The sequence below is a fragment of the Cupriavidus sp. LA-1 genome, from assembly GCF_055385985.1.
This window is the reverse complement of sequence record NZ_AP031388.1, coordinates 2,262,480-2,281,399: the sequence shown is the minus strand read 5'-3', so window position 1 is coordinate 2,281,399 and position 18,920 is coordinate 2,262,480. Positions and strand designations below refer to the sequence as shown.

Here is an 18,920-nt window from a genome sequence, read left to right as displayed (position 1 = left end):
TCCGCCATGAGCAACGTTTCACGGCTCGCGCTGAGCCTTGCGCTCGCTGCGCTATGCCAGCTGATGCCAGCCACATTGCCGGCCGCCGTCGCGGCCCCGGCCTCCGAGGCCGCCTCCGCCACGGAGGCCCAGCAGACGCCGGCCCAGGCGCCTGCGATCACACATGCCGAAGCCGCCGCGGAACTCAAGCGCCTGCAGACCGCGCAGGACCGCATCAAGCAGCAAGCCTCGGACCCCGACGGCAGCACCAAGCTGGATGAACTCGACCACACCCTGCACAAGCTCGATACCGACGTCGGCAACCTGTCCTCGGCGCTGACGCCGCAACGTGCGCAGCTGCAGGCGCAGCTCGATGTGCTGGGGCCGCCGCCGGCGGATGGCACCACCAGGGAAGCCCCGGCGGTAGTGCGGCAACGCGCCGAGCTGAATGCGCGGCGCACGCAGCTCGATGCGCAGATCAAGCAGGCCGCCGAGAGCAAGGAGAACATCGCCAACCTGAGCGACCAGCTCGGGCGGCTGCTGCGCAGCCAGATGAAGGACCAGCTGGCGCTGCGCTCGGATAGCATCCTGAACCCGCAGTTCTGGAAGCCGATGGTCAGCCCGACCCCGGAGGACCAGGCGCGCATGGACACCTTCCTCGACCAGGTCGTGCCGATGGTGCAGCTGGCCTGGCAGCCGTCGCAGCGCGCCGCCACCATCGCCTTGCTGCTGCTCGCGCTCGGGGTCTGGCTGCTGGGCAAGCGCCTGGCCGAGCGGGCGCTGGCCTGGTTCTGCCTGAACCGGCTGCCCGAGACCCGCCTGCGGCGCAGCGCGCTGGCGCTGGCCACCACGGTCGCCACGGTCGCCACCACGGGGCTCGCGGTGCAGATCGTCTACAACGCCTTCACGCGCAACTATGCACTGCCGCCCGACCTGATGACGCTGTACGGCCAGCTGCTCAAGCTGACCCTGACCAGCGCCCTGATCGCGGGCCTTGGGCGCGCGCTGCTGTGCACCCGCCATCCCTCCTGGCGCCTGCCGGCGCTGGCCGACCCGGTGGCGCTGGCGATGAAGCCGTTCCCCGCGGTGCTGGCCGGCCTGTTGCTGCTGGCCGGCACGCTGGAACAGCTCAACCGCATTGCCGATACCAGCGTGCAGGTCACGCTGCTGGGGCGCGGGCTGGTCTCGCTGGTGGTGGTGCTGACCATCGGCGCCGCGCTGCTGCACGCCAACCGCGTGCGCAACGTGCTGGCCGCCGCGGGCGAACGGCCGGAGGCGCGCGCCACGCTGGCCGGCATGATCCACGCCGGCGTGAGCCTGATCGTGATCGTGTCGCTGGCGGCGCTGCTGGCGGGCTATATCAGCTTTGCGCGCTTCCTGACCTACGAGCTGGTCTGGTTCGACATCGTGCTGTGCAGCCTGTACCTGCTGACCCAGGTCACGCGCGACGTCTTCGAAAGCGTGCTCTCGACCCAGCACGCCAGCGGGCAAGTGATCAAGCAGCTGTTCGGCGTCGACGATTCGCGCCTGGAGCAGGCCGCCACCATCCTGTCGGGCATCGGCGCCAGCCTGCTGTTGCTGCTGGCAGTGCTGGCACTGCTGACCGGCGGCTTCGGCACCACCCCGGCGGACCTGGTCAACAGCCTGGGGACCGTGCTGGGCGGCGAAAGGCTGCGCAGCCTGAACATCATGCCCGAGCGCATCCTGAATGCGCTGGTCGCGCTGGGCGTGGGCATCTGGCTGCTGCGCAGGGTGCGGCGCTGGCTGGACGGGGAACTGCTGCCCAAGTTGTGCGTGGAGCCGGGCCTGCGCGCCTCGCTGATCACGCTGTTCAGCAATGTCGGCTACGTGCTGCTGGTGCTGCTGACGCTGTCGCTGCTGGGCGTGCGCTGGGACAACCTGGCGTGGATCGTCAGCGCGCTGTCGGTGGGCATCGGCTTCGGCCTGCAGGAGATCGTGAAGAACTTCGTGTCCGGGCTGATCCTGCTGACCGAGCGTCCGGTCAAGGTGGGCGACATGGTCAGCATCGCCGGCGTGGAGGGCGATATCCGCCGCATCAACGTGCGCGCCACCGAGATCCAGCTGGGCGACCGTTCCACCGTGATCGTGCCCAACTCGCAGCTGATTTCGCAAAACCTGCGCAACGTGACCATGAGCAACAGCACCCAGGGGGTGGCGTCGCTGCAGCTTACCTTCCCGCTGAACACCGACCCCGAACAGCTGCGCGACCTGCTGCTGGACGTCTACCGCGAGAACGAGAGCATCCTCGACGTGCCCGCGCCCTCGGTCATGTTCAGCCAGCTCGCACCCAACGGCATCACGCTGTCGGTGACCGGCTATGTCGGCAGCCCGCGCATCGCCGCCGCCACGCGCAGCGACCTGCTGTTCGAGATCCTCAAGCGGCTGCGCGGCGCGGGCATCTCGCTGTCGGTGCCGCAATCGCTGCGGCTGGAGAACTTGCCGCCATTCGGCCAGGAGCCGGAGCGCGCGCTGGCGGCCGGCTAAAGCCTGGCGGCGGCGCGTTATTCCGCCGCCAGCCCCGCCCCGGCGTCTTCCACCACCCACGTACAGGGCCACCGCTTCTACTGCCGCAACCACTTGCCCGAGCGCGCTGAAAGCCGAACTGGCCGACAGCCTGCGCGGACTCGGCACACTGGCCACCCGGCCTGGCGACGCCGCCGGCTTAAAGCAGCCGTTACAACCCTAACAAGTCGGTGGCCGCCGCGAAACACCTGAAGGGGCAGTTTGCGTCCATAGTGGATGTACACAAGCGGCATCTGAAGGAGTCCGATATGCGCCCCACCACCCGAATCGTCTCAGCGGTTGCCCTGTGCGCGGCGCTGGCGGCTGCCGGCCCGGCGTCGGCGCATGACCGCGACTACCACCGCGGCGGCCCGAATGCCGGAGCGATACTGGCTGTCGGCGCCCTGGTCGGACTGGCCGTCGGCGCGGCCCTGGCCTCGGCGCCGGTCGTGGCGGCACCGGTCGCATACGCCCCGGCGCCCGTCCAGTATGCCCCGGCACCTGTCGCGTACGCGCCGGCACCCGTCTCATACGCCCCGCCCGCGGCGCCTCCGGGCTATTGCTATCGCGACTACGACCGCGCCTACGTGCCTTGCGGCCCGCAGCCCGCGGGCTACTACCCGCAGCAGCCCTATTACGGCAATTGAAGCGGGCGCGCTGCAGAACGCGCTCCGCCAATGACAAAGGCCCCATGCATGCATGGGGCCTTTGTTTTGAAGCGCCCGGAACATCAGCCGGGCCCTTGCCGGCAGCGGCTCAAGGTTTCCTGATTCCCGCCGACATGGATGATGCAGGAAGGTCTGCGCAGGCGGTTTTCGTCGCGGCCTTCCTGCCATGTCCTCTTCTCAACCTTGACCAGGAACACCCTCAATGGAAATTTCTAGTATCGGCGCGGCAGGCAACCCGGGGACCGACCCGGTGTCCCTGCTGATGTTGCGCAAGTCGCTGGACATGCAGGCGCAGGGCGTTGCTTCCCTGCTGCAGGCGATGCCGCAGGCCAGCGCCGCCAGCAATCCGCCCCATCTCGGCCAGAACATCGACATCAAGGTCTGATACCCCGGGGTTGCTCCTCCCGCCGGCGGCGGCGAGGAGCCTCGGCCTGGCATGCCGCGCGGACACCCGCGGATTTCCGCCCCAAGTGCTTGCACATCTCGCCTGGGCGCTCCCGATTCATCTGCCGTAGCCGTCTCCGGACACCCTCCCCAGGGCCCATTGTCTCGCCCTTCTCGGTATTTCCCCTGAGTCAGAACCGCCACAGCAGGAAAGCTGGATGAAGGCTTCACAGGCCTACGATTCGCTGGTCTGTCCGGCCCCGTGCGATTCCGTCCAGGACCAGCCGGCAACAGAGAGCCAACCAGAACGAGTTCATGCCCCTGAGGAGAGTCAATTGAAGACCAAATTCACCGCGCTCGCGCTTGCTGCCGGCGCCATCTGCACTGGCCAGGCCCACGCCCAGTCGGTCACGCTGTATGGCCTGATCGACACCACGCTGAGCACCATCAGCAACGCCGACGCCCAGGGCCACCGCCTGACCGGCTTCCACCAGCCCGCATGGTTCAGCGGCAACCGCTGGGGCCTGACCGGCTCCGAAGACCTGGGTGGCGGCACCAAGGCCATCTTCAAGCTCGAAAGTGAATTCACAAGCTTTGACGGCGCCATGGACACCCCGGGCGTGCTGTTCAACCGTGATGCCTGGGTCGGCGTGCAGAACGAGACCTTCGGCAAGCTGACCTTCGGCCGCCAGGATGCGCTGGCGCGCGACCCGATCGCCTCCGGCATCTACGCCGACCCGTATGGCTCAGCCGCGATCAGCACCGAAGAAGGCGGCTATACCAACAACAACAACTTCAAGCAGCTGGTCTTCTACGCGGGCAGCGCAACCGGCACGCGCATGAACAACGGCGTGGTGTGGAAGAAGATCTTCAGCAACGGCCTGACCGCCGGCGCCGGCTACCAGTTCGGCGAAGTGCCGGGCAATCCGTCGCGGGGCACCACGGAAAGCGTGACGCTCGGCTACAACGGCACCAATTTCCACGTGTCCGGCTTCTACACCCAGGCCAAGCTCGGCGACCTCTGGCACCGCTCCTATTCGGTCGGCGGCAACTACATCTGGGGCATCGTGCGCGCCAATGCCGGCTACTTCCACTACACCGCCGACCAGGGTGCACTGGGCATGCGCCGCGACGACGCCTACACGGTCTCGTTCAAGGTGGCACCGGCTGGCGCGTTTGACTATGAACTGGGCTACCAGATGATGAAGGCAGGCAATGCCGCCCTCAATGCCGACGGCTTCACCCTGAACGCCTTTTCCAACACGGCGGCATCCACCACCACCGACAGCGGCCGCAAGAACACCATCTACGGATCGATCTTCTACCACTTCTCCAAGCGCACCGAAGTCTATCTGGCAGCGGACTACATGTTCCTGCAGAAGGGCTACCATGCGTCCCAGGCCAACGGCTTCTCGCACCAGAGCGAGTTTGCAGTGGGCATGCGCACGCGCTTCTGATCTGGTGGGATGGCGGCGCTGCGCGCCGCCTCATGCTCCGGTCTTTCCTTGTTCCCGGCCACAAGCCGGGTTTTTTGTTCTTCGCTGGATTTGGGGTCGCTTGTTGCCGTGCGGCTGGTCTGGGCTCTTGGCAGGGGTGGTTGGCTGGTCTCTTGCTCGTTGGCTTGCTTTGGGTATGTCGGTCGGGGTCGATGTTGTCGTAGGTTGGACCGCCTGGTTCCGCCCTGCTGGGCGGGTCACTTTTGTCCGAGCGACAAAAGTAACCAAAAACGCGTCGCCTCTGGCGGCTGGCCACCAATTCCTCGGTGCGGGTGGTTCGGGCGGCGGTGATTTCCGTTCGGTGGGGTTGGTGGTTCGACCCTGCTACGCACCCTGTCTGTGCCTGCTTCCACGGGCTATTGGACGAACCCGACTTTAGGCTATTGGCAACCTGCTAAATACCGCGTCGGTCGGACGCCTTCGGCTGCGCTACGCGCGCGTCCTAACGTGGCAGAACCAGTGGCCACGTCCTGATTTTTTCCTTTGGCACGGCATCATCCGCGACAACGCCGTGCGAGCGCAGCGACGCACTCCGTGCCCGAGCACCCGACCTGCGATACTGAGTGCGCGCAGCGCAGCCGTAGGCGTCCTACCGATAACCTCGTTAGAAGGCTGCCAACGGCCTAAAGTCGGGTTCGTCCAATAGTCCCTGGACGCAAGGCACATCCCGGGAGCGTAGCAGGGTCGAACCACCAACCCCATCGACCGGAAATCACCGCCGCTCGAACCACCCACACCGCGGAATTGGTGGCCAGCCGCCTGAGGCGACGCGTTTTTTGGTTACTTTTTGTCGCTCGGACAAAAAGTGACCCGCCCAGCAGGGCGGAACCAGGCCGTAAAACCTACGACAACATCAAACCCGACCGACATACCCAAGCCAACAAGCAGAAAGACCATTTCATTCACCGCCGGAACCAAAGAAAAACCCCACGCTGCAACCAGACAGACGTGGGACAAAGGAGACGAAGGAGATGAAGGAGAATTCATGACCGGCGATAGCCCCGCTACCACCAGGCCCAAGCAGGCATCACCCCAGGCTACTCGGCTTCCACTTGAGCAGCCGGTTTTCCAACCGGGTCAGAAGGTAGTCCGCCGCCAGCGCCACCACCGCCAGCACGATCATCGCCGCGAACACGCCGCTGGCGTTGAATGCACCCTGTGCCGTGGCAATCAGCAGCCCGATGCCCTGCTTGGAGCCAAGGAATTCGCCCACCACCGCACCCACCAGTGCAAAGCCGAAGCTGACATGCAGGCTGGCCAGGATCCAGCTCAGCGCGGAAGGCACGACCACCGCGAACGTCAGCTGGCGCTTTGACGCCCCCAGGATCTGCGCATTGGCGATCAGGTAGCGGTCGGCCTCGCGCACGCCCTGGAAGGCATTGCCGAAGACAACGAAGAACACCATCACCACCGCCAACGCTACCTTCGACGCCATCCCCAGGCCAAGCGCGATCACAAAGATCGAGCCCAGCACCACGCGTGGGATCGAATTGGCAATCTGGATGTAGATGCTGAACACGTCGGCCAGCAACTTGTTGCGCCCCAGCAAGATGCCGCACAGCACGCCGGCAATCGAGCCGATCAGGAAGCCCAGCCCGGTCTCTTCAAGCGTGACCGCCACCTGGGCCAGCAACGGGCCCTGTGACGTGCCATTGACGAACCAGTCGTAGATCTGCTCGACGATCAGCGTCGGCATGGAGAAGAAGAAGGGATCGATCCAGTGCAGCCTCCCGGCCAGTTCCCAACCGCCCAGCACAACCACCAGCAACAGCAAGCGCAGGCTGACAATCAGCCAGTAGCGGCGCTGTGCCTTGATCCTGGCCTGCAGTTCAAAGGCCTCGTCCTGCGCGGCAAAAGCGATGTTTGCTTCCATGGTCATTCTCGTTGGGTCATTTCACGGCATGCGTGGTAGTCCACAGCATCACTGAAACTGGCCGGTGCCTGCCATTTCAATGATCCCGTGGCCTAGTCGATGTGGACTTCTTCGCGCAGGTCGGCCCAGATTTCGCGCGACAACTCCACGAAGCGCTTGTCATAGCGGATCTCGGAGGTCACGCGCGGGCGCGGCAGGTCGATTTCGTAGACCTGCTTGAGCGTGGCCGGGCGCGCGGTGAGGACGAGGACGCGGTCGGCCATCGCAATCGCCTCCTCGAGATCGTGCGTGACAAACACCACCGAGCCCGCCGTCTGGGACCACAGTTGCAGCAACTCGTCCTGCATCAGCGTGCGGGTCTGCATGTCGAGCGCGCTGAACGGCTCGTCCATCAGCAGGATTTGCGGGTTGTTGATAAACGTCTGTGCCAGCGCCACGCGCTTGCGCATGCCGCCTGAAAGCTGGTGCGGGTAGTGGTCGCCAAACTTGCCCAGCCCCACCTTGCGGATCCACTGCTCGGCCAGGCCGTAGGCTGCGTCGCGCGAGCTGCCGCGGAACAGCGGCCCCGCCGCGACGTTATGCATCACGGTGCGCCAGGGAAATACCGCGTCGGCCTGGAACACAAAGCCGATGCGCGGATCGATGCCGTTGACGCGCTGCCCCATCAGCCGCACCTCGCCCGCGCTTGGGGTCAGCAGGCCGGTGATCAGGCTGAGCGTGGTCGACTTGCCACAACCGGTCGGCCCGACGATGGCAACGAATTCTCCATTGCCGACCGTCATCGAGAAATCGCGCAAGGCGACCGTGGCCCTGCCATCCGGCGAGATGAAACGGCAGGAGACATGGTCGAACTCAATCGCCGGCGTGTCCTGCAATACTGGGTGAGTCATAAAGATTCCTCGGGGCCGGCCCAGGCAGGGGCATGCCGGCCCGTTGTCATGGCGACGGCCTACTTTGCCTGGTCGACAAACGCATTGGTGTAGGTCCGGGCAAGCTCGATGTGCTTGCCCTTGACCGTGGGATCGAAGGAAGCGAGCACCTTCAGCACGGTTTCCGGGCCGCCCGCAGGCATCTTGCCGTCGGACGTGAACATGGGTAGCGACGCGCCCAGCGCCTTGACATAAAGCTCGCGGTTGTTCCCGTAGTAGTCCTTGGGCACCTTTTGCGCGATCTCATCGGGGGTATGGGTCTTCATGAAGCGCAGCGTCTTGACAAAGGCCCGCGCCAGCTTTTGGACCTGCTCCTTGTGGCTGTCCACCCAGGCGCGCTGCATATACAGGCTGGATGCCGGATACAGCCCGCCCAGCGCCTGCGTGGTGCCTTCCACCGTGCGCATGTCGACCAGCACCTGCGCTTCGCCGGTCTTGAGCAACTGGGAGATGGTCGGCTCGGTGGTCATGCCGGCGTCGATGCGGCCCTGGCGCATGGCGGCGATAAAGGTGTTGTCCGCCCCGACCGGCAGGACCGTGAACTGGCTGGACGACACCCCGGCCCGGAACGCCAGGTACTGGGTCAGGAAGTTGGTCGACGAACCCAGTCCGGTCACGCCCAGCGTCTTGCCCTTGACATCGGCCATGCTCTTGATCTGGGCGGCCGCCTTGGTGGCCACCATCTGGGCCTCGCCGGGCACCTGGCCAAACACCACGACGGCCTCAACCTCCTTGCCCTTGCTCTGCAGGTCGATGGTGTGATCGTAGAACCCGACCACGCCCTGCACCGCGCCTGCGAGCAATTCGTTCTCCCCGTCGACCCCTGCCGGCTGCGACTGGATTTCGACATCCAGCCCTTCTTCCCTGAAGTAGCCCAGCTGCTCGGTCAACTTGGCCGGCAGATAGATGATCTTGGATGCACCGCCCACCATGATCGTGATCTTGCCGCCGCCATCGGCTGCAAGTGCAGCGCCAGGCACTGCAAGCACTGCCAGCATGGCGCCGGCCAGCGATACCTTCCGGAATGGATTCATGCCTGTCTCCGTCCTTTCTGTTCTTGATGTGGGTTCGCCGTACCGCGAAGCACAGCGATTGATTCTAGGCACCGGAATCCTTCACGCAGCTTTCCCCGGACCTAGGTGAAATCCCGGTGCACCCAAACGGCCCAACCAGCGTTAAAAAGACGGGCCGGGCCCCACCATGCCGCAAGCCGGCTGGCTCCCGCCCGAACTCCTGCCAAATCCCTGCCCCAGACACCAGAGCTGTTCATGAAGGTACTGCTGATCGAAGACAACGCCTCGCTCATTCACTGGCTCGCCAGGCTGCTGAAAGAGGAACGCTTCATGGTGGATACCGCGCTGGATGGCGAGTACGCGGACCAGTTGCTGATGACGCAGCACTACGATGTGGTGCTGCTCGACCTGCAGATCCCCCGGCTGAGCGGCAAGAACCTGCTGCGCCGGCTGCGCACGCGCCGCAACAATCTGCCGGTGCTGGTGGTGACCGCCAGCGGCTCGGTCGACGAGAAGGTGGAGTGCCTCGGGCTCGGCGCCGATGACTACCTGGTCAAGCCCTTCGAGGTCCGCGAACTGGTGGCCCGGATCAAGGCCCTGGCCCGCCGCAACACCGGCGAGAAGCAGTCCGAGCTGACTTGCGGCGACCTCACCTACAACAGCGATACCCGCCAGTTCTATGTGCAGGGGCAATTGCTGCCCTTGCGCCTCAAGGAACACGCCACGCTTGAGATCCTGATGATGCGGCAGGGCAAGACTGTCTCGAAGACGGCGCTGATGGAGGGCATCTACGCGCTCGAGGAAGACGCCAGCGAAGACGCCGTCGAAATCTACATCCATCGCCTGCGCAAGAAGCTCGAGGGCTGCCAGGCCGCCATCATGACGCTGCGCGGCCTGGGGTATCTGCTGCAGCAAAAGCAATGATCCATAGCCTGCGCGCGCGCCTGCTGCTCTGGCTGCTGGTCCCGCTGACCGGCTTCGTCCTGATCAGCGGCTACGCCTCATATGTCAGCGCCGTCGACACCGCCAATCGCGTGCAGGACCGCGCCCTGCAGGCATCGGCCGATGTGATCGCCGGCCAGATCGGCTGGGCCGATGGCCGGCTCATGGTGCAGGTACCGCCGGCGGCGCTTTCGCTGTTCGACTCGCCCTATGGCGACCATGTTTTCTACCGCGTGGCAGATGACACCGGGCGGATCCTGGCGGGCAACCCGCGCTTTGAGCAAGCCCCGCTGGCCGGCGCCGCCAGCCCCGTGTTCTACGGCTCCAGCTTCGAGGACATGCCGGTGCGCGTGATACAGATCTCGCGCCTGATGTTCAACAGCGGACAGGCAACCAAGATCATCGTGACCGTGGGCCAGACGCTGAAGGGCAACCAGGAACTGGTGCGCAGCTTGCGGCTGCCGGCACTGACGCGTGAAATCGTCTTACTGCTGCTGGCGGTGCTGCTGGTGCTAGGCGGCCTGACGGTGGAACTGCGCCCCCTGGTCCGCACCCGCGACGAGGTGGCGGGACGCGACCCGATGGACCTGCAGCCGATCAGGCCGGGCGACCTGCCGATGGAACTGCGGCCCATCGTCGAGGCGATCAACCAATGCATCCAGCGGCTCAACGAATACGTGCAGCAGCAAAGGCGCTTTATCGCCGACGCGGCCCACCAGTTGCGCACGCCGCTGGCCGTGCTGGCCACCCAGTTGCAGTACGCCGTCCAGTCGCAGGACGACAGCAAGCTGCGCGAGATTGTGGGCTCGATGGAAAGCAGCACGCGGGCCATGACCGACCTCGCCAACAAGTTGCTGCTGCTCTCGCAAGCCGAAGCACAGGGCGCCAGCGGCACGGCGGCTGGCCAGCCGGCTGTTGAGCTGGCGCCGGTCATCACCGCCGTGCTGGAAGATCTGGTGGTGCTGGCGCAGCGCAAGCAGATCGACCTTGGCGCGGAACTGGCCGGGCACAACGTCAGCGTGCGGATCAACGAATGGATGCTGGTCGCGGTGATTTCCAACCTGGTCGACAATGCCATCCGCTATACCCCGGACGGCGGCCAGGTGACGGTGTCGCTGTCAACCACGGACCGCCACGCCATCCTCGCGGTCAGCGACAACGGGCCCGGCATTCCCCCCGAGACCCGCCCCAAGGTGTTCGACCGCTTCTACCGCTGCGCGCACCCGCACCAGCCAGGCACCGGGCTGGGCCTGGCCATCGTCAAGGAGATCGTGCTGGCGGCCCAGGGCAGCGTGAGGCTGTCGCCGGGCATTGGCGGCAAGGGGGTCACGCTGACTGTCGCCTTGCCACTGGCAAACTGAGACCCGTGCGGTCCTTGCGTCAGCGGCTCAGTGCAAAACAGGCGATGGCCGGTGCGGTGTAAGGTGTCGGATACGGCGCGCGGGGCCCCGACAGCAGACGCAGGCGCTGCGTCGCCAGCACTTCCGCTTCCACGCGTTCGCTGGTGCTGAGTGCCGTCTCGGGTACCTGGGGCGCCTGCGGCGGCTGATTCACCGCGCATTGCACGGTCTTGCCGTCGCGCAGCTGAACATTGACGGTGTATGCGTAGTCCTGCGCGGCTGCCGCGACCGATATCCATGCGACAGCCGAGACGCATGACAGCGCGCATGGAAACGGGCGCTTCATGACTTCTGACTCCCTCGGCGGTGTCGGACCCCGACATAGACCATCTTAGGCGCTTTGTCTGCCGGCGCGGAGTGCAGCAAAAAGGGCGCCTCGCGCATCGCGCCAAGCGCCCTTCCCGCAAACGCCGCCAGGCAACAACCGCCCGGCGGCACCAGACCATCAGACCGGCACGTCCCTGGTCGGATCCGGCTTGCGGTCATCGAACCAGCGATACAGCGTCGGCACCATCACCAGCGTCAGCAGCGTCGAGGTAATCAGCCCGCCGATCACCACCACCGCCAGCGGACGCTGCACCTCGGACCCCGGCCCCGTCGAGAACAGGAACGGCACCAGGCCCAGCATCGCGATGGTCGCGGTCATCATCACCGGGCGGAAACGCTGCGTCGCGCCCTGCACCACCGCCTCATCGAGCGACAAGCCCGAGTCGCGCAGCGTGCGGATGTACGACACCAGCACCACCCCGTTCAGCACCGCCATGCCCCACAACGCAATAAAGCCCACCGAGGCCGGCACCGACAGGTATTCCCCGGTGACGAACAGCCCGATGATGCCGCCGATGGAAGCAAACGGCAGCACGGTGATGATCAGCGTGGCGAAGCGCAGCGAGTTGAACAGCAGGAACAGCAGGAAGAAGATCGCGGCGATGGTGACCGGCACGATGATCTTCAGGTGGCCCATGGCGCGTTCCATGTTCTGGAACTGGCCGCCCCACTCCAGGTAATAGCCTTCGGGCAGCTTCACCCTGGCGCCGGTGGCCTGCTGCAGCTCGGCCACGAAGCCGCCTAGATCGCGGTCTTTCACGTTGATCATCACCACCACGCGGCGCTTGGCCATTTCGCGGCTGATCTGGGCCGGGCCATCGTTGACCTCGATCTTCGCCACGCTCTGCAGCGGCACCTGGGTGCCGTTGGGCGTGGACACCAGCAACTGGCGGATGGCCTGCACGTTGTCGCGGAATGCCTCGGGCAGGCGCACCGCCGCGGCAAAGCGGCGCTCGCCTTCGAAGATGTCCGTGGCGCGCTTGCCGCCGATGGCAATCTCGATCACGTCATGAATGTCCGACACGTTCAGCCCGTAGCGCGCAATCGCCTGGCGGTCGATCTCGATCGACAGGTACTGCTGCCCCGACACGCGCTCGATGCGGATGTCCTGCGAGCCCTGGATGCCGCCGGCCACGCGGGCGATCTCGCCCGCCAGTTCGCGCAGCTTGTCCAGATCGTCGCCGAACACCTTCACCGCCACGTCCGAACGCACGCCGCTGACCATCTCGTCGACACGGTCCGAGATCGGCTGCGCCATCACGATCTGCACGCCGGGAATGGCCTTGAGCTTGTCGCGGATGGCGTTGGCGATATCGTCCTGGGTCCAGCCGTCGGGCCACTCGTCGCGGTCCTTCAGGCTGGCGATCGGGGTCGACTCATTCTGGCCCTGCGGGTCGGCCGGGCTTTCGCCGCGGCCCACGCCGGACACCACCGACTTCACGCCCGGCACGCTCAGCACCAGCTTGTTGGCTTCCTTTTCCAGCTTGATCGACTCTTCCAGCGAGATGTTGGGCACGCGGTCGATCGCGGGCACGATCGAGCCTTCCTTCATCTCGGGGATGAACGAGGTGCCCAGCAGCGGCACGATCGCCAGCGTGGCGACGAACGCCGCCACCGCGCCGATCACCGTCTTGCGGCTGTTGCCCAGCGCCCAGTGCAGCAGGCGCAGGTAGTGGCGCTTCATGAAGGCGATCACGCGCGTGTCGTGCTCGGCGCCGCCCTTGAGCAGGTACGACGACAGCACCGGCGACAGCGTCAGCGACAGGAACAGCGAGATCGCCAGCGCGATCGAGATGGTGAACGCCAGCGGCGCGAACATCTTGCCTTCCATGCCCGACAGCGTCATCAGCGGCAGGAACACCAGGATGATGATGCCCACGCCCACGATCACCGGCGTGGCCACCTCCTGCACGGCCTTCACCAGGATCTCGGTCTTGCTCAGGCCCGGCTCCTTGTGGCCGAGCCGCTCGAACGCGTTCTCGACCACCACCACCGAGCCGTCGACCATCAGGCCGATGGCAATGGCCAGCCCCCCCAGCGACATCAGGTTGGCCGACAGCCCCACCTCGTTCATCACCATGAAGGTCAGCAAAGGCGTCAATACCAGCGTGGCCAGCACGATCACCGACGAACGCACGTCGCCCAGGAACAGGAACAGCACGATCACCACCAGGACCACGCCTTCCAGCAGCACCTTGGTCACGGTCCACAGCGCGGAGTCGACCAGTTCGCTGCGGTCGTAATACGGCACGATCTGCAGCTTGCCCGGCAGCATGCCGCGCTCGTTGATCTCGGCCACGCGCGCCTTCACCCGGCTGACCACTTCCTTGGCATTGCCGCCGCGCATCATCATGACGATGCCGCCGACCGCCTCGGTCTGGCCGTTCTTGACCAGCGCGCCCTGGCGCACTTCATGCCCGATGGTGACGTTGGCCACGTCGCGCAGGTACACCGGCGTGCCGTTGATCTCCTTGAGCACGATGCTGCCCAGGTCATCCACGCCCCGGGCCAGGCCCACGCCGCGGATCAGGTACTGCTCGGCATAGTGCGGCAGCACACCGCCGCCGGAGTTGGCGTTGTTGCGCGCGAGTGCCTGATAGACCTGCTGGATCGAGATCTGGTAGTGGCGCATGCGCTCCGGGTTGACCAGCGCCTGGTACTGGCGCACATAGCCGCCCTGCGAGTTGATCTCGGCCACGCCCGGGATCGAGCGCAGCAGCGGGCGCACCACCCAGTCCTGGGCGATGCGGCGCTCGGCCAGCTCTTCCTGCGCCAGTTCGCGGCTGCCGTCGTCGGCGCGGTCCAGCGTGTACTGGTAGACCTCGCCCAGGCCGGTGGAAACCGGGCCCAGCACCGGCGACACGCCTTCGGGCATGCGCCCGCCCACTTCGATCAGGCGCTCCATCACCAGCTGGCGGGCAAAATACACGTCAGTGGCGTCGGTAAAGACCAGCGTGATCAGCGACAGGCCCGCCTTGTTCAGCGAGCGCATCTCTTCCAGGCCGGGCAGCCCGGTCATGGCCATTTCCACCGGCACGGTGACAAAGCGCTCCACTTCCTCGGGCGAACGGCCCGCGGCTTCGGTGGCGATCTGCACCTGCACGTTGGTGACATCGGGGAAAGCATCCACCGACAGCCTGGTGGCAGCGCGCAGGCCGAAGAAGAACAGCACCACGGCAATCACGCATACCACCAGCCGCTGCTTGATGGCGGCTTCGACTAGGGATTTCATCATGGCCAATTACCCTTGCTCGAGGCGCTTGCGCTCGTTGTCGAGATGGAAGGCGCCATCGACCACGATGCGGTCGCCAGCCTTGACGCCGTTCTGCACCACGCGCATGCCATCGCTCTCGGCGCCCAGCTTGACCTTGGTCAGGCGGTACTTGTTGCCGGGCATCTCGACATAGACCAGCTCGTCATTGCCGTCACGCACCACCGCGGCGGCCGGGATCACCAGCTGGTCTACCGGCTTGCCGGCGATCAGCATGCTCGCCAGCATGGCGGGCTTGAGCCGGCCTTCGCGGTTGTCCAGCTCGGTACGGACCAGCACCGTGCGCGACTGCGGGTTGACCGTGCGGCCGACGTAGATCAGCTTGCCGGTGATGCTCTTGTTGCCCGCACCATTGCCCAGCGACGGCACCTCGATGTCCACGCTCTGCCCTTCGGCCACCTGGGCGGCCTGCTGTTCGGGCACCTCGGCCACCACCCATACGCGCGACAGGTCGGCCACGGTATAGAGCGCATCGGCCGGCTGCACCACCTGGCCCTGCGCCACGTTGCGCTCGACCACGGTGCCGCTGATGCTGGAAAACACCGGCGAATGCGAGTTGATGCTGCCGTGCTTCGCCAGTTCGGCGATCGATGCCTGCGACATGCCCAGCACGCGCAGCTGGTCGCGGTAGGCGCGCATCTCGGCCGAGGCAATCGCCAGTTCGCTCTCGCGGCGCTGCAGCTCGCCGCGGCCGATCACGTCGGCGGCAAACAGCTGGCGCGCGCGCTCGGCATTGCGGGCCTGCAGCTCGGTCTGGGCCTCGCTCTTGAGGAAGGCCATCTGCGCCGCGCCCAGCTCGCTGCTGTGCAGGCGCGCCAGCACCTGGCCGGCCTTCACTTCCTGGCCCAGCGTGGCATAGAGGTCGGTCACGCGGCCGGTCACGCTGGCGCCGATGCGGGCCACGCGCTGTTCGTCGAAGTCGACGCGGCCGGCCACGCGCAGCATCTCGCTGAACGGGGAGGCAGCCACCTGCGCCACCTTCAGCGCCTGCTGCAGGTTGCCCTCGGGCTGGATCACGCCCGGCGGCAGCCTGGGCGCTTCGGCGACGGGTTCAGGCTGGTCGGAACAGGCGGCCAGGCTGAACGTCAGGACGGCAGCGGCCGTCAGCGAAAGCAGGAAATTGGGTCGCATGGTTATTTGGGTTCGATGTTGGAAGCCGGCTGCAGGCCCGGCGCGGCGGTGGCGCCCGGGGCGGTCGACATAAGCTTTTCGATCTGGATGGCGGCCAGCTGCAGGTCGTACTGGGCGGCGATCAGCTCATTGCGCGCGCCGCGCAGCACGCGCTGGGCATCGAGGTAGTCCAGGATGCCGCGCTCGCCGAAGCGGTAGGCGGACTCGGCCACGCCCAGCGCCGACTCGGCCTCGCGCACGATGCCGGACTCAAGCGCGATCACCTGGGCCTGGTTGATCTCGTACTGACGGTAGGCGGATTCCAGTTCCTGCGTCAGCTCGAACTCGCGCGCTTCCAGGGCGCTGCGCGCCTGCGTGGCTTGCGCCGTGGCCTCGCCCACCGGGCCGCTGCGGCGGTCCCACAGCGGAATGGTCAGGATCAGGCCGATCTGCGAGACGTTGTTGTCAGGCTGGCGGTCGGTGCTGGCGCGCACCGCCACTTCCGGCCAGCGCAGCGACTTCTGGTAATCGACGCCCAACTGCGCGCGCTCCAGTTCCATGCGGCGCTGGACCAGCTCGGCATTGCCGGCGGTCATGGTGTCGCGCAGCAGCGGCAGCGGCGCCACGTCGGGCGAATGGCCCAGCGCGCCGGCCAGCGAGAACTGGCCCGGCATCGCGCCGCCCACCTGCTGGCGCAGCGCGGCCTTGGCCTGGTTGACGCGCAGCTCGGCGGTCTGCTGGCTCTTCTGCGAGGCCAGCAGTTCGGTCTCGGCCTTGATCAGTTCATAGCGCGGCGCCTCGCCCACCTCCACGCGCAGCCGCGCGCGCGAATGGATCTGGCGCATCATCGCCAGGTCTTCCTCGGCGGCGTGCAGCTCGCTCTCGCGGCGCAATACGTCGTAATAGCCGGTCTTTACGCGCGCGGCCAGGTCGGCCCGGAAGCCCAGCCGCACCGCCTGCGACGACTCCAGCCCGCGGCTGGCCATGGCCTCACGCAGGCTGCGCTGGTGCGGGTAATCCAGCTTCTGCACGACCGCGTAGCTGGGCGCATTGCCGCTGCTCACGCCCGGCTGCTTGCCGGACAGGCGGCCATACATCACCTCCACCTGCGGATTGGGATAGGCACGCGCGCTGCGGATGGCGGCGCTGGCCGCATCGACATTGGCCTCGGCGGCAGCCACGCCCTTGTTGGCGGACTGGGCCAGCTCGAGCAACTGGGGCAGCGAGTAGGCGGGCCCGGCCGGGGCGCCAGCCGATGGGGCGGACGCAGGCCTGGACACCGCCGCGGCCGCCAGGATGGCGGTGCCCGGCATGGGTGCGGCAGCAGGTTTGGACAGTGGCGCGCGGGCGGTGGGCGCGGCACCGGCCACGTCCGTTGCCTGCGCGGACGCCCCGCCTTGTGCACCGGCCTGGGCCGGAGCCACGGCAAGCGCCATCAGCAAAAGCGACGCGATCAGGGTCAGCTTGGTTGTTGTCATGAGTCGGGAAAGCAAGCAATACGGCTGCCTCTCGCCATGCTGCCGCCCGCCCCGGGGCGAAGCCGTCACGGAGACGGATTCACGGCAGGACGCACAACGGCAGCGGCTTGCCCGCTGCGGTCAGGCAGCAGGCAGGCTGGCGATATCAGGCAAGGGGACGCGGCCCGCGGCTCGATGGCTGCATGCGGCAGCGCGAGCGTTGCGGGCGCAGGAAACGATCAGGCGCGGGAAATGGGCGGCCGGAAGAAGGCCGAAGGCGGGGGGTCGGCGCGGCCAGGCGGATGCTTGGCCAGGACCCCGGCAGGCAGCAACAGCTTCACCGGCGGCAGCGCGATGAGCGCGCTGGATTCTTCGATCTCGTCGAGCAGGTCGAGCGGATCGAGCAGGTCGGCCGACCAGATATTGCAGTATCCGGGCGGCGGGTCGTCGCAGGCATCGTCGTCGTGCAAGCCGTCGTCGCCGGGCACGACGATCCGGCCGAGGTCGTCGACGGGCTGGGCCGCCGCCATCTCCACCAGATCCACGCCCACCTGCGGCTGCCCCGGCAACGCCGTGCGCACGCCCGCCGCTGCTCCGAAGGAGAGCAGCGACAAGCACATGGCAGTCAGCAGCAGGAACAACAGTCGCATGGGTTCGGGGGCTTTGACGGCATCGCCGGCGGGTCCGCGGTCGGGACAGCCGGTGGGATGCTGCAGGACAGCATTGTAACTGAACGATTACGATTGACCGGGAATCGCCAGGTTCGTTCCCTTGCTGCAGAGAGACCGGAAGCCTTTCGGGGCTTTCAGACTCATCCGCTATCTGCCAGTTACCTTCCCCGCTAAGCTCAAGTTGCGATACCGAAGCCGGCACACCTCCGTGGTGCAATTTCGTAATACAAAAACGAGTGACAAATGAGCGCTATACTTCCGTACTACCCAAGTACGGAGCCATTCATGCAGGGAACGACTTTGTCCTTCCGCGCTGGCGAAGAACTGGCCGAGCAGACGCGTGCCCTGGCAAAGGCAGCGGGCCAGAAAACCTCCGACTACATCCGCGATGCCGTGCGCGAGAAAAACGAGCGGGAGATGGCCTCCCGTATCGCCATGCTTTCCCGCAGGCTCTCGGCAAAGCACCTGGCCGCCAGCGAAGACATGGACGCATCGGCCGGGGACGGCCTTGACTGAGCTGAAGCGCGGGCAGATCTGGGAGGTTGATCTCAATCCCCAGACCCATCGGGAAGAGCCGGCCAAACGCAACCGGCCGGCTCTGGTCATCCAGACGGATTTGCTCAACGACGCCGGGCACCCAACTACGATCATCGTGCCAGGAACGTCACAAGTAGAGCGGGAGGATTGTTTTCCCCTGCGGGTCGCGCTGGGCAAGCTTCCGGGCCTGGCTTACGAGACGGACCTGTTGATCGACCAGGCCCGCGCAATTTCCAATCGCCGGTTCATGGGCCGCCAGCCGGTGGCCACGTTAGCCTCCAATCACCTGAGAAGAGTGGAAGAGGCCTTGCGCCTTCTGCTCCGGCTTTGACATCCCTCC

At 66.1% G+C, this 18,920-nt stretch carries 16 protein-coding genes; 8 read left to right on the top strand and 8 right to left on the bottom strand.

Annotation, left to right across the window (positions count from 1 at the left end):
• Window positions 1–6: 6 nt before the first annotated feature.
• From ACZ5MJ_RS29465 to ACZ5MJ_RS29450, 4 genes are all read left to right on the top strand, one after another.
• Complete coding sequence (locus ACZ5MJ_RS29465; protein ID WP_464224534.1) at window positions 7–2,484, top strand: DUF3772 domain-containing protein; 2,478 nt, start codon at window positions 7–9, stop codon at window positions 2,482–2,484.
• Window positions 2,485–2,771: 287 nt separating this feature from the next.
• Window positions 2,772–3,149, top strand: coding sequence for a mechanosensitive ion channel protein MscS (locus ACZ5MJ_RS29460; protein ID WP_464224533.1), 378 nt, complete (start codon window positions 2,772–2,774; stop codon window positions 3,147–3,149).
• Window positions 3,150–3,372: 223 nt separating this feature from the next.
• Window positions 3,373–3,555, top strand: a complete 183-nt coding sequence (locus ACZ5MJ_RS29455) for a YjfB family protein (protein WP_464224532.1) — start codon at window positions 3,373–3,375, stop codon at window positions 3,553–3,555.
• Between the two features lie 334 nt (window positions 3,556–3,889).
• On the top strand, window positions 3,890–5,011 hold the full coding sequence (locus ACZ5MJ_RS29450; RefSeq protein ID WP_464224531.1) for a porin: 1,122 nt from the start codon (window positions 3,890–3,892) through the stop codon (window positions 5,009–5,011).
• A gap of 1,066 nt (window positions 5,012–6,077) precedes the next feature.
• Here the strand turns inward: ACZ5MJ_RS29450 and ACZ5MJ_RS29445 are convergent.
• The 3 genes from ACZ5MJ_RS29445 to ACZ5MJ_RS29435 form a co-directional block, all read right to left on the bottom strand.
• Window positions 6,078–6,923 carry an ABC transporter permease gene (locus ACZ5MJ_RS29445; protein WP_464224530.1) on the bottom strand — a complete coding sequence of 282 codons (846 nt, stop codon included), beginning with the start codon at window positions 6,921–6,923 and terminating at the stop codon, window positions 6,078–6,080.
• Window positions 6,924–7,015: 92 nt separating this feature from the next.
• Window positions 7,016–7,813: an ABC transporter ATP-binding protein gene (locus ACZ5MJ_RS29440; protein ID WP_464224529.1), complete on the bottom strand. Its 798-nt coding sequence runs from the start codon at window positions 7,811–7,813 to the stop codon at window positions 7,016–7,018.
• 59 nt (window positions 7,814–7,872) lie between these two features.
• Entirely contained in the window at window positions 7,873–8,850 is a 978-nt protein-coding gene (locus ACZ5MJ_RS29435; RefSeq protein ID WP_464226641.1) for an ABC transporter substrate-binding protein, read from the bottom strand.
• Between the two features lie 270 nt (window positions 8,851–9,120).
• Here ACZ5MJ_RS29435 and ACZ5MJ_RS29430 point away from each other — a divergent pair, with 270 nt between their 5' ends.
• The gene (locus ACZ5MJ_RS29430; protein ID WP_464224528.1) at window positions 9,121–9,789 is read left to right on the top strand and encodes a response regulator; all 669 of its coding nucleotides are present in this window, start codon (window positions 9,121–9,123) and stop codon (window positions 9,787–9,789) included.
• Window positions 9,786–11,168 carry a sensor histidine kinase gene (locus ACZ5MJ_RS29425; RefSeq protein WP_464224527.1) on the top strand — a complete coding sequence of 461 codons (1,383 nt, stop codon included), beginning with the start codon at window positions 9,786–9,788 and terminating at the stop codon, window positions 11,166–11,168. Before ACZ5MJ_RS29430 ends, ACZ5MJ_RS29425 begins: the two co-directional genes overlap by 4 nt.
• Window positions 11,169–11,187: 19 nt before the next feature.
• On the opposite strand, the gene ACZ5MJ_RS29420 is transcribed toward ACZ5MJ_RS29425, so the two are convergent.
• The 5 genes from ACZ5MJ_RS29420 to ACZ5MJ_RS29400 form a co-directional block, all read right to left on the bottom strand.
• Window positions 11,188–11,493, bottom strand: a complete 306-nt coding sequence (locus tag ACZ5MJ_RS29420; protein ID WP_464224526.1) for a hypothetical protein — start codon at window positions 11,491–11,493, stop codon at window positions 11,188–11,190.
• Window positions 11,494–11,652: 159 nt separating this feature from the next.
• Window positions 11,653–14,769, bottom strand: a complete 3,117-nt coding sequence (locus tag ACZ5MJ_RS29415; protein ID WP_464224525.1) for an efflux RND transporter permease subunit — start codon at window positions 14,767–14,769, stop codon at window positions 11,653–11,655.
• A gap of 6 nt (window positions 14,770–14,775) precedes the next feature.
• Entirely contained in the window at window positions 14,776–15,936 is a 1,161-nt protein-coding gene (locus tag ACZ5MJ_RS29410; RefSeq protein WP_464224524.1) for an efflux RND transporter periplasmic adaptor subunit, read from the bottom strand.
• 2 nt (window positions 15,937–15,938) lie between these two features.
• Window positions 15,939–17,393 carry a TolC family protein gene (locus ACZ5MJ_RS29405; protein WP_464224523.1) on the bottom strand — a complete coding sequence of 485 codons (1,455 nt, stop codon included), beginning with the start codon at window positions 17,391–17,393 and terminating at the stop codon, window positions 15,939–15,941.
• Between the two features lie 218 nt (window positions 17,394–17,611).
• Entirely contained in the window at window positions 17,612–18,022 is a 411-nt protein-coding gene (locus tag ACZ5MJ_RS29400) for a cobalt-zinc-cadmium resistance protein (protein WP_464224522.1), read from the bottom strand.
• Window positions 18,023–18,286: 264 nt separating this feature from the next.
• Between ACZ5MJ_RS29400 and ACZ5MJ_RS29395 the strand changes: the two genes are divergently transcribed.
• Both ACZ5MJ_RS29395 and ACZ5MJ_RS29390 read left to right on the top strand, forming a co-directional pair.
• Window positions 18,287–18,559: an antitoxin of toxin-antitoxin stability system gene (locus ACZ5MJ_RS29395; protein WP_464224521.1), complete on the top strand. Its 273-nt coding sequence runs from the start codon at window positions 18,287–18,289 to the stop codon at window positions 18,557–18,559.
• Window positions 18,552–18,911: a type II toxin-antitoxin system PemK/MazF family toxin gene (locus ACZ5MJ_RS29390; protein ID WP_464224520.1), complete on the top strand. Its 360-nt coding sequence runs from the start codon at window positions 18,552–18,554 to the stop codon at window positions 18,909–18,911. The genes ACZ5MJ_RS29395 and ACZ5MJ_RS29390 overlap by 8 nt, the downstream gene beginning before the upstream one ends.
• Window positions 18,912–18,920: the final 9 nt, after the last annotated feature.